Raw genomic sequence first — 11,149 nt, forward strand, 5'->3', positions numbered from 1 at the left:
AATCAATCCAAAAAATGGGCGGTATCTTGTTCCGGCACCATCGGTTGTGGGGTAGCTTGTTGGAATAAGTCACAGTAAGCGGTAAACACGGTTAACAGTGCCACGGGTAACCAAATAGGTAAGCCAAGGCCAAACGGAATAATCGCCAGCCCCAACAACGCAGCCATGAGCACCAAATACAATAAAACCGCCGGCCAATGCTTTAACGCAGTCAACAAACTGAGCCACATCGCCCGCAATGCCGGTAGTCCTTGAAACACCACTAAAGCGGGTGCTAACCAATAGGCCAACGCCACTGGCAATAAGAACAGCAAAAACCCAATCAGCAATACGGTCATCTGGCCATCGACCGATTGTGCAGAACGTAATAGGGCATCGCTTTCTGCCGGTACTGAATGGCCCCAAATACCAAGGCCAATTCCCAACACGATGGCGGCCAACACCATGCCTACGAGGTAATAGACACCTACCGTCAATAACGGTACAGGCTGTAGGCGGAAACCGGCAAACAATTGCTGCCAGCGTGGAGGAATGCCCATTTGTTGGCCAACCGCAGCATATAAAAACCCAGCGAGAAACGCTGGAGCACACAACACAGCCAATAATTGACCAATACCGGGAAGAAAGTGCATGAGTGCACTGACCAGAAAATGGCACCCTGCCAACATCAGCCATGCTTTGGGTTGTTGTTTAAGTAAGAAAAAAGCATCGCGAATCCAAAACCAGCCACGCAAAGTCTGTGTTTGTGGCGAAGTCGGTGGCGTAGGCAATGATGTCATGAAGAAAACCCTTATTTTATTAAACTGAGATCCTTGCGCTGGTTGCCGCCTATGGCAGCAATCGGCGATAATTGCATGATTTTTTTACTCGCTTTTTTGCGTTCTTCCCTTTCCCGCCCGACAAGCAAGGTCTTTTCCTGAAAATGTTCATGCGTAAACAGCTCGCCAATGCCATCCGTGTTCTTAGCATGGATGCCGTACAACAGGCCAACTCTGGCCACCCTGGAATGCCAATGGGGATGGCAGATATTGCCGTTGCCCTGTGGAAATATCACCTCAAACACAACCCAAGCCACCCACAATGGGCCGACCGTGACCGGTTTGTGTTGTCCAACGGCCATGGCTCCATGTTGCTGTATAGCCTGTTGCATCTCACAGGATACGACGTGTCACGGGAAGACTTAAAAAACTTCCGCCAGCTGCACAGCAAAACCCCCGGCCACCCTGAATATGGTTACGCCCCGGGCATTGAAACCACGACCGGCCCCTTGGGGCAAGGGATTAGCAACGCAGTTGGGATGGCGCTGACAGAACGATTGTTAGCCGATGAATTCAACCGCGATGGCTTCCCTATCGTCAACCACCACACTTATGTGTTCTTGGGTGATGGCTGTTTAATGGAAGGGATTAGTCACGAAGCCTGCTCATTGGCTGGAACTTGGGGCTTGGGTAAGCTGATTGCCTTCTATGACGACAACGGCATCTCGATTGATGGTGATGTCGAAGGCTGGTTTACCGATGATACGCCAGCGCGCTTTGAAGCCTATGGCTGGCAAGTCATCCGTGCGGTGGATGGTCATGATATCGACGCCGTATTGCAAGCGATTGACGCAGCCAAAGCAGACAGCAACAAACCGACCTTGATTTGCTGCCGTACGGTGATTGGTAAGGGTGCACCCAATAAAGAGGGGGGGCATGATGTGCATGGCGCGCCCTTGGGAGCAGCCGAAATTGCCGCTGCACGCGAAGCGCTGCAATGGCCACATGCCCCATTTGATATTCCAGCGGACATCGCTGCTGAGTGGGATGCCCGTGCACAAGGTGCGGCTGCCGAAGCGGAATGGAACAGCCTGTTTGCTGCATACCGCAATGCCCATCCTGAATTAGCTGCAGAATTTGAGCGCCGGATGCAAGGCGAATTACCTGCCCAGTGGCAAGCGCATTATGAAGCGGCGATTGCTGCGGTTAACAGCAAAGCAGAAACCATCGCCACCCGCAAAGCATCACAAAATGCCATCGGTGTGTTTGCCGAAGTCTTGCCGGAATTGGTCGGTGGTTCAGCTGATTTAACCCCATCAAACCTGACCAATTGGAAAACCAGCCGCAGTATTTCGCGTGAAACCTCGGGCAACTATGTCCACTATGGCGTGCGCGAATTTGGTATGGCAGCGATTATGAACGGGATGGCCCTTCACGGCGGGGTAAAACCGTTTGGTGCCACGTTCTTGATGTTCAGTGAATACGCTCGCAATGCCTTGCGGATGGCGGCGTTGATGAAAATTAACCCGTTGTTTATCTTTACTCACGACTCGATTGGTCTGGGTGAAGATGGCCCAACCCACCAGCCAGTGGAGCAAATCGCAACCCTGCGCTTGATTCCCAATATGAACGTATGGCGGCCATGCGATACGCTTGAATCCTTGATCGCTTGGGGTGAAAGCTTAGCTCGCCAAGATGGCCCGTCCACCTTGATTTTCAGCCGCCAAAACTTGCCATTTATCCAACGTGAAGCGCCGCAAATCGAAGACATTAAGCGCGGTGGTTATGTGTTGCGTGATGCAGATGAAGCACGGGCAGTGATTATTGCAACGGGTTCCGAAGTCGAATTGGCACTGAAAGCACAACAACAGCTGGCAGATGAAGGCTTGGCTGTACGGGTAGTGTCGATGCCATGTACCCGTTTGTTTGATCAGCAAACACGCAGTTATATCGAAGCGGTGTTGCCGCCAAACTTACCCCGTGTTGCCGTCGAAGCAGGAGTAACCGACTACTGGCGTAAATATGTCGGTTTGACCGGCGAAGTGGTGGGGATTGATTCCTTTGGTGAATCGGCACCTGCCTCGGTGTTGTTTGAGCATTTTGGTATTACCCCTGCCGCAGTGGTCAAAGCAGTCAAAGCAGTGCTGTAAATCGTAGCAGCCTAGGTTGGGGTGCCAATTATTGCACCTCAACACAACACAACTATCTCAGGAGAAAAACATGGCGATCCGTGTAGCGATCAATGGTTATGGCCGTATTGGCCGTCAAGTATTACGTGCAATCTATGAAAACAACCTGCGCGACGAGTTTGAAGTGGTGGCAGTCAATGCTTCTGGTGATTTAGCAACCAACGCCCACCTGACCCAATTTGACACCGTTCACGGCCGTTTTAACGCCACCATCAGCCACGACGACAACCATTTAATCGTAAATGGTGATGTGATTCCTTTCTTCTCAACCCGTAACCCTGCTGAATTACCGTGGGCAGCGTTGAATGTGGATTTGGTGATGGAATGTACCGGCGCTTTCACCACCAAAGAAAAATGCCAAGCTCACATTGATGCTGGCGCGAAAAAAGTCTTGATTTCTGCCCCTGGTGGCGACGATGTCGATGCGACCATTGTGTATGGCGTGAACCACGATGTGCTCACCGCCGACATGACTGTGGTGTCGAACGCTTCGTGCACCACCAATTGCTTGGCACCTGTTGCCAAAGCGTTGAACGATGGTTTGGGTATCAAAAAAGGCCTGATGACCACCATCCACGCTTTCACCAATGACCAAGTGTTAACCGATGTGCGCCATAAAGACCTGCGCCGCGCACGCTCCGCCACTCACAATATGATTCCAACCAAAACCGGCGCAGCCAAAGCTGTTGGTTTGGTATTGCCAGAACTGAAAGGCAAATTGGATGGCTTTGCGGTGCGCGTGCCAACCATCAATGTCTCGTTGGTGGATTTAACGTTTGAAGCCGGTCGTGACACCAACGTTGCCGAAGTGAATGAAATCGTCAAAGCCGCTGCCGAAGGCGCAATGAAAGGGGTGTTGGGCTATAACACCTTGCCTTTGGTGTCGTCCGACTTTAATCACAGCAGCGAAGCCTCTTGCTTTGACAGCACCCTCACCAAAGTCAGCAATGGCAATATGGTGAAAGTATTGGCATGGTATGACAACGAGTGGGGCTTCTCGTGCCAGATGTTGAACACCGCCCGTGCTCTGTTTAACTGCTAAGAAAGCGGCAACAGCTTATGCAATTTAAGAAACTAACCGATCAGGCACTCGCCGGCCAGCGAGTGTTGATTCGCGTCGATATGAACGTGCCCGTGAAAAACGGCACCATCGGTGATGACACTCGGATCCGCGCTTCGCTGCCCTCAATTCAGCATGCCCTGTATAACGGCGCAGCAGTGATTCTGATGACCCACTTAGGCCGCCCCACCGAAGGTGAGCCTAAGCCTGAAGACAGCTTAGCCCCCGTGGCTGCGCGCTTGGGCAGCTTGTTGGGTAAAACCGTGCCTGTGGTCAGTGATTGGCAAAATGGCTTATCGCTCAATCCGGGCGATGTGGTGATGTTAGAAAACGTGCGTCTTAACAAAGGGGAAAAGAAAAATAACCCCGATTTAGGACGTGCGTATGCCAACCTGTGCGACATCTTTGTCAACGATGCCTTTGGTACCGCCCATCGCGCCGAAGCGTCAACCCATGCCGTCGCGCAGTTTGCGCCGGTGGCATGTGCTGGTATCTTGTTGGCAGCCGAACTCGACGCCTTAGGCCGCGCTTTAGAAAGCCCTGCTCGCCCACTGGTGGCAATTGTGGCAGGTTCGAAAGTCTCGACTAAGCTGACCATTTTGGAATCGTTGGCCGATAAGGTCGATCAGTTAATCGTGGGTGGCGGGATTGCCAACACCTTCTTATTGGCTGAAGGTCATGGCATTGGTAAATCCTTAGCCGAGCCAGAATTGGTGGCAGAAGCACAAAAAGTGATTGCCAAGATCAAAGCCCGTGGTGGCAATGTGCCGTTGCCTGTTGATGTCGTCACTGCACCGGAGTTTTCTGAGAATGCAGAAGACACTCTCAAACCGGTAGAAGATGTCACCAAGAATGACATGATTCTCGACATCGGCCCACAATCCGCCGCCCAACTGGCTGATATTGTGGCTCAAGCTGGCACGGTGGTATGGAATGGGCCTGTCGGTGTGTTCGAGTTCGATCAATTCGCCGAAGGCACCGAAACCTTGGCCCGCGCCATCGCCGAGTCTAAAGCCTTCTCGATTGCCGGTGGCGGTGATACCTTGGCAGCCATTGCTAAGTTTGGTGTGACCGATAAAATCAGCTACATCTCGACCGGAGGTGGTGCGTTCTTGGAGTTCCTCGAAGGCAAACAACTGCCCGCAGTGGCCGTGTTAGCTGAACGAGCCTAAGCGTTATAAGGATAGGGTATGTCGCTCAATGCGTGGTTGTTATATGTCGCTACGGTGTTTTTTGTCTCGGCTACGCCGGGCCCGAATATGTTGTTAGCGATGACGCATGGTATTCGCTACGGCGTGCGCCATACCCTGCCCACTTTAGCCGGTTTGTTATTGGCCTTGGGCATCATCATGTGTGGTTCTGCCCTAGGACTCGGCGCTTTGCTCGCGACCTCGGAATTATTGTTCTCGGTGGTGAAATATGCTGGTGCAGCCTATTTGGTGTGGCTTGGCATTAAAACATGGCGCGCACCGGCTAGTCCTTTGCAAGAAAGCACAGCGGCAGCGGTCATCGATACCGCGTGGCAGCGTTTTCGCACGGGCTTTCTCGTCGCGATGAGCAACCCGAAGGCGTTTGTTTTTTTCACTGCCCTCTTCCCTCAGTTTATGAATGCCCAAGCCGATCAATCGGTGCAACTGGCCATCTTAGCGGCAACATTTTTTGTCATCGAAAGCACATGGCAAATCGTCTATGCCACCGGAGGTGCCAAGTTAAAAAGCTGGCTCAATACTCCCTTGCGCCTACAATGGCTCAATCGTTTTGCGGGTGGTTCTTTTGCTGTGGCTGGAGTGGCGCTCACCAGTGTGAGCAGACAGTGATTGGCAGTCTTTTCTTTTTGTAGCGCGGCCTGCCGCGCTGTTTTCTTTTTGGAGGTAGCCCGATGGCTCTCGTCTCTCTGCGTCAACTTCTCGATCATGCGGCTGAATTCAGCTATGGCCTGCCCGCTTTTAACGTGAACAACCTCGAACAAATGCGCGCCATCATGGAAGCCGCAGATAAAGTCGATGCACCGGTGATTGTGCAGGCCTCGGCAGGTGCGCGTAAGTATGCAGGTGCGCCGTTCTTGCGTCATTTGATTTTGGCAGCCGTGGAAGAATTCCCTCATATTCCAGTGGTGATGCACCAAGACCACGGCACCAGCCCAGATGTTTGCCAGCGTTCGATCCAGCTCGGCTTTAGTTCGGTGATGATGGATGGCTCGCTGAAATCCGATGGTAAAACCCCTGCCGACTATGCCTATAACGTCGATGTCACACGCACCGTGGTCAATTTTGCCCACGCTTGTGGGGTATCGGTAGAGGGCGAGATTGGCTGTTTAGGCTCTTTGGAAACCGGTAAAGCGGGTGAAGAAGATGGTGTGGGCGCGGAAGGCGTGTTGGATCACAGTCAGTTATTGACCGACCCAGAAGAAGCCGCACAATTTGTCAAAGATACCGGCGTCGATGCCTTGGCAATTGCGATTGGCACCAGTCATGGTGCTTATAAATTCAGCAAAAAGCCCACCGGAGATGTATTACGCATTGACCGTATTAAAGAAATCCATGCCCGTATTCCTAACACCCACTTGGTGATGCACGGTTCTTCCAGCGTACCGCAAGAGTGGTTGCAGATTATCAACGAATTCGGTGGCGATTTAGGTGAAACCTACGGTGTGCCAGTCGAAGAAATTGTTGAGGGGATTAAACACGGCGTGCGTAAGGTGAATATCGATACCGATTTACGCTTGGCTTCTACCGGTGCTATCCGTCGTTTCTTGGCTCAACACCCCAACGAATTCGACCCACGTAAGTATCTGAAAGCCTCAACCGATGCCATGCGTGATATTTGCATCGCACGCTATGAAGCTTTTGGCGCGGCAGGAATGGCAAGCAAAATTAAACCCGTCAACCTCGACCTGATGGCAAACCGCTATGCCAAAGGTGAGTTAGCACAAATCGTTCGCTAATCCCCTCTGTGGTGTAATGCGGAATCATGGTGCGTCACCCCAAAGGGGCAACGCACCATGAGTTTATTCATTTATAAAAACTCTCGTTTGACTAAACCTTTTAGCGCCTGTGTTGCGGTATTGGCAGCTTCTAATAAAGTATCTTGTGTTAGGTGGGCATACCGTTGAGTGGTAATAATTTGAGTATGACCAAGAAGTTTCTGCACTTCATATAAGCTACGGCCATTATTGATTAAAAAGCTGGCAAATGAATGACGTAAATCATGGATTCTGACATCAGGTAATCCTGCTTTTTTACGTGCGGTATTCCAAGCATAAAAAATTGATACATAGGGTTTTGCTGTTTTTGGGTTGGCAAATACCCAAGGGGTGTTTTGATGTGTTGTCGGCCATTGTTGTCTATCGGCATGGACAGCCGCAAGGATTTGCAAGGCACCATCCGATAAAGGGACGTGGCGCGGCTTGCCTGCTTTGGTAATTGGAATGCGCCAGCTACGTTTTTCAACATCAAAATCTTCCCATTTGGCATCTAACACTTCTCTTTTTCTGGCTCCCGTTAAAATGAGCATCGGAATAATAAACTTGAGCATAGTGTTATCGCTTTGCCGGACTGTTTCATATAGTCGAAACACTTCTTCTTTAGTTAAAAAACGCTCGAGCTTATTGTTTTCTTCAAACATTGGAATCCCTGCGGTGGGGTTTTTAACCACACCAGAGATTTCCCATTTTAGGGCGAGGTTAAACATATATCGGATAATAATCAGTAAACGATTAGCCGAACCAGCTGCGGCCCCTTTAGCCCGATGGTTATGGTGTATTGCAATCACATCTTCTTTTTTTATTTCATCCAAATAGAACCTGCCAAAAATCGGTAATAAATGATTTCTCAATAAGGATTCATCAGTTTGCCATGACCTTTTATAACCTTGAATAAAAGGTAAATATCTTTCATAAACAAATTGTTCAAAAGTTGGCACAACCCGCAAACCAGATTTTCTGATCGAGGGGTCTTGGCCTAGTGCAATTTGTCCTCGGAGTTCATCGGCCCGTTTGCGAGCCTGTTCAAGGGATAAATCTTGCTCACTGGCAATACGAAATTGTCTCTGTTTGCCGCGCTCATCCCGATAGCGCAAATACCAAGTTTTTTGTCCGGAAGCGCGTACTTCTATCATCAATCCCTTACACCCTTGGTCGTAAAAATCGACTTTCTTGGCTGTTTTGGGACATTCGAGCTTCCTCAATGTTTTTACAGACAAAAGTACAGACGGCATAATTCCTCCGGAACATATCAACAGATTGCTAATAGACATTTTTGATGTCTTAAAGAATCATACATGAGGTTAATAAATGTCTCAAGAGATAAGAATAATATCTTCTATTAGGGCTGCACGCGCTGTACTCGGTTGGTCTCAACCTGATTTAGCAGAACAATCAGGGGTTTCTGTCGTGGCAATCGCACGTTTGGAAAGTGGGATGGCTGTCCCAAGAATCACAACGCTTTCTAAATTGAAAGAGGCTTTTCTCAAGGCGGGGATACATATTCTTGATGACCAGCCAATCGGAGGCTACACGTTGACTGCATCGGCATCAGCTATTGCAGAATCTGAACGCCAAACGCATAAAAGAAAGGAGGAAAAGGGGAAGGAATAAGGAATATGGTAGGTTAAATCGACCTACCAACTTGCAGAAAATACATTTAAAAACAATAAGATAAAAAACAAAAACTAAATAAAAAAGCAAAAATTATGTAGGATATTGGTAGGTAAAGCACCTAAATCACAAAACAACCATCACAACTTAATGATTATAAAAAGAAAAATAATTACCAGACTTTTTCCCTCACCTACTACTGGTGCGGATATCCTGACCGGAACCTCTGGCAACGACACCATCAACGGCGCCTTGGTGAATAATGAAGCAGCGGCAGCCACTGCGGCTTCCACCTACCAAGTGTCGGATGTATTGGATGGCGTCGGCGGCACAGATACCCTGTCGCTGTTGGTTGCAGGTGCAAACAGCACTATAGCGCTGACGCAAACGCTCGGTTCCATCTCCAACGTCGAGACCCTCTCGGTCAAGAATCTCTCCACTGGCACTGCTAATGGCGTTACTTTCAACGCAGCAGCCGTTACTGGCCTGGCTACCGTTCAAAACAACGCCTCCACCGGTGCCGTTGCAGTGACTGGCGTGCAAAGCAACGCTGCCGTTACGGTTACCAGTTCCAATGCCGCGACTTCCGTTACCTATGCCGATGGCAAGGTGACTGGTGGCGTGACCATCAACGTGAACAACGCTGGTACCGCAACCGCTGTCCAAACCACTACGCTGGCAACAGCTTCTGCCGCTGGTACCGCAACTTCGGCCACCATCAATGCGACCGGTTCCAACTTTGTGACCCTGGCAGGTGGTGTTTCTGATGCAACCTCGATTGGTGCCGCTAATGGCATCAAGACCCTGACCGTTACGGGTACCGGTTCTCTGAACCTGACTGACACCTCTGCTTTGGTGAACGGTTCCACTTTGGAGGCCGATCTGACTACTCTGGATGCCAGCACGAACAGCGGTGGCGTTACCGCTACCGTTAGCAATACCGCTGCTACTGGTGTTACTGTTAAGGGTGGTTCGGGTGCCGATGTCATCACCGTTGGTGGTGCCTTGGCCGCTGGCGCAAACATCACTCTGGGTGCTGGTAACGATAAGCTGCTGGGCACGGGCTCTATTGCAGCCTCGACCGCAAGCAAGACCACGGTGGTCGATGGTGGTGACGGCATCGACTCTCTGTCCTCGGGTTTGGTGAACGCCGGCAATGCCGCAATGTTCAAGAACTTCGAAAACCTGTCGATTGCCAACAGTACCGGCCTGGATGCATCCCTGATCACCGGCATCACCGGCTTGACCCTGGATGGTGCAGCCTCTGCAACATTGACTGGTCTGACCCAGTCCCAGTCGCTGACCAACAACTTTGTGGGTGATAACTCGGCGGGTACCCCTGACGCTGACGTTTGCAGCAGCTGGCGTTGCAGGCACCTCTGACGCTTACAGCATCACCTTCGCTGGTACGGGTAACACTTCCGTTCCGACCGCAGCGAACAGCACTACCGCTGGCGCTGTGGCTTCGCAGATGGGTACCGTTGCAGCGGCAGGCATCGAAAACTTCACCATTGTGTCTGGCGGAACCAATAACTGGAACAGCCTGACTCTCGGAGCGGACACTTCCGCTCGTACCGTTACTGTGACTGGCTCTCAGAACCTGAATTTGGCATTCGCTGCTAACTTTGGTGAAGTGAACGCCACGAACGGCACAGTGGGCGTTTCCTCCATCGATGGCTCTGCTGCTACCGGTAAGCTGAACATCAGCTTGACCAACGTAGTTGCAGCAACGGCTGGTGTGGCGGTGAAGGGCGGTTCTGCAGCTGATACGATCACCACGATCGCGACCAGCACGCAAACGCTGACTGGTGGTGCCGGTAACGATACTTTTGCTGTTGCTGCATCGACGGGTACGTCGCCGATCGTTACGATTACCGACTTGGCTGCCGAGGACGTGATTGATTTGGCTGGCACGATCGCTGCCGCTGGTACCTTGGGTGCTAAGAAAGACATCAGTGCTGCGACTTCCTTGGCAACTGCTCTCGATATCGCCAACGGGGCGACGGGCGCTGGTACCGATCAGTTGGTTTGGTTCCAGTACGGTGGCAACACCTATGTCTACGCTGACTTGGCCACTGGTGGCAACATCGGTAGCGTTGGCACAGGGGACAACATCGTGAAAATCACCGGCCTGGTTGACCTGGCTACCAGCACCTACACGACTGGTGCTGTTCTTACCGTGGTGTAATGTAATAATCAATCACCTGCCCTATGGTAGCCCGGTAGGGTGGGCACGTTTCTGTGCCCACCAAATCGGTGAACGTTGGAATGCCGGCTATCTGGCAATCCAACAAAACCGACACCGGCAAACGGCAAAACATCGCCGTACGTAACACGAACCGCCTCGCCCTTAATTGGGTGGGGCGGTTTTTTTTATTCCCCTCGGCGGCGTGGGTTTCGTGGGCACAAAACCGTGCCCACCCTTGTATCTTGTCTCTTGTGGTGATTAGCTATCACCACCCGAATCCGTGGAAGCTTGAGCCCACCCTTAAGGCCAGACCTTGTTAAGTAGATTAAGCCCCCGGATTCACCTCATCGCCAAGCCCGA

Annotated in this window: 10 protein-coding genes; 8 read left to right on the forward strand and 2 right to left on the reverse strand. The window is 51.1% G+C overall.

Annotated elements, in window-relative coordinates; all coding sequences use genetic code 11:
- Positions 1 to 2: 2 nt before the first annotated feature.
- Positions 3 to 779: a BPSS1780 family membrane protein gene (locus ACYVJG_RS08435; RefSeq protein ID WP_460430669.1), complete on the reverse strand. Its 777-nt coding sequence runs from the start codon at positions 777 to 779 to the stop codon at positions 3 to 5.
- A gap of 143 nt (positions 780 to 922) precedes the next feature.
- Here ACYVJG_RS08435 and tkt point away from each other — a divergent pair, with 143 nt between their 5' ends.
- From tkt to fba, 5 genes are all read left to right on the forward strand, one after another.
- Entirely contained in the window at positions 923 to 2,908 is a 1,986-nt protein-coding gene (gene tkt, locus ACYVJG_RS08440) for a transketolase (protein WP_460430670.1), read from the forward strand.
- A gap of 70 nt (positions 2,909 to 2,978) precedes the next feature.
- On the forward strand, positions 2,979 to 3,989 hold the full coding sequence (gene gap, locus ACYVJG_RS08445; protein WP_460430671.1) for a type I glyceraldehyde-3-phosphate dehydrogenase: 1,011 nt from the start codon (positions 2,979 to 2,981) through the stop codon (positions 3,987 to 3,989).
- Positions 3,990 to 4,006: 17 nt separating this feature from the next.
- Complete coding sequence (locus ACYVJG_RS08450) at positions 4,007 to 5,179, forward strand: phosphoglycerate kinase (protein WP_460430672.1); 1,173 nt, start codon at positions 4,007 to 4,009, stop codon at positions 5,177 to 5,179.
- 18 nt (positions 5,180 to 5,197) lie between these two features.
- Positions 5,198 to 5,824, forward strand: a complete 627-nt coding sequence (locus ACYVJG_RS08455) for a LysE family translocator (RefSeq protein ID WP_460430673.1) — start codon at positions 5,198 to 5,200, stop codon at positions 5,822 to 5,824.
- 62 nt (positions 5,825 to 5,886) lie between these two features.
- Positions 5,887 to 6,951: a class II fructose-bisphosphate aldolase gene (gene fba, locus ACYVJG_RS08460; protein ID WP_022654281.1), complete on the forward strand. Its 1,065-nt coding sequence runs from the start codon at positions 5,887 to 5,889 to the stop codon at positions 6,949 to 6,951.
- Positions 6,952 to 7,022: 71 nt separating this feature from the next.
- On the opposite strand, the gene ACYVJG_RS08465 is transcribed toward fba, so the two are convergent.
- Positions 7,023 to 8,222: a tyrosine-type recombinase/integrase gene (locus ACYVJG_RS08465; RefSeq protein WP_460430674.1), complete on the reverse strand. Its 1,200-nt coding sequence runs from the start codon at positions 8,220 to 8,222 to the stop codon at positions 7,023 to 7,025.
- Positions 8,223 to 8,298: 76 nt separating this feature from the next.
- Between ACYVJG_RS08465 and ACYVJG_RS08470 the strand changes: the two genes are divergently transcribed.
- The 3 genes from ACYVJG_RS08470 (at position 8,299) to ACYVJG_RS08480 (ending at position 10,789) form a co-directional block, all read left to right on the forward strand.
- Positions 8,299 to 8,601 (forward strand): helix-turn-helix domain-containing protein, encoded by a 303-nt coding sequence (locus tag ACYVJG_RS08470; protein ID WP_460430675.1) that lies wholly within the window; start codon positions 8,299 to 8,301, stop codon positions 8,599 to 8,601.
- A gap of 105 nt (positions 8,602 to 8,706) precedes the next feature.
- Entirely contained in the window at positions 8,707 to 9,984 is a 1,278-nt protein-coding gene (locus ACYVJG_RS08475; RefSeq protein WP_460430676.1) for a beta strand repeat-containing protein, read from the forward strand.
- Positions 9,914 to 10,789, forward strand: coding sequence for a hypothetical protein (locus tag ACYVJG_RS08480; protein ID WP_460430677.1), 876 nt, complete (start codon positions 9,914 to 9,916; stop codon positions 10,787 to 10,789). Before ACYVJG_RS08475 ends, ACYVJG_RS08480 begins: the two co-directional genes overlap by 71 nt.
- Positions 10,790 to 11,149 lie beyond the last annotated feature (360 nt).

The organism is Aquaspirillum soli (assembly GCF_054781915.1).

Excerpts from the sequence above, each read along its gene's own strand:
- tkt (WP_460430670.1), top strand. The coding sequence starts at position 923 with ATGTTCATGCGTAAACAGCTCGCCAATGCCATCCGTGTTCTTAGCATG.
- ACYVJG_RS08450 (WP_460430672.1), top strand. The coding sequence starts at position 4,007 with ATGCAATTTAAGAAACTAACCGATCAGGCACTCGCCGGCCAGCGAGTG.
- gap (WP_460430671.1), top strand. The coding sequence starts at position 2,979 with ATGGCGATCCGTGTAGCGATCAATGGTTATGGCCGTATTGGCCGTCAA.
- ACYVJG_RS08470 (WP_460430675.1), top strand. The coding sequence starts at position 8,299 with ATGTCTCAAGAGATAAGAATAATATCTTCTATTAGGGCTGCACGCGCT.
- ACYVJG_RS08435 (WP_460430669.1), bottom strand. The coding sequence starts at position 779 with ATGACATCATTGCCTACGCCACCGACTTCGCCACAAACACAGACTTTG.
- fba (WP_022654281.1), top strand. The coding sequence starts at position 5,887 with ATGGCTCTCGTCTCTCTGCGTCAACTTCTCGATCATGCGGCTGAATTC.
- ACYVJG_RS08465 (WP_460430674.1), bottom strand. The coding sequence starts at position 8,222 with ATGCCGTCTGTACTTTTGTCTGTAAAAACATTGAGGAAGCTCGAATGT.
- ACYVJG_RS08455 (WP_460430673.1), top strand. The coding sequence starts at position 5,198 with ATGTCGCTCAATGCGTGGTTGTTATATGTCGCTACGGTGTTTTTTGTC.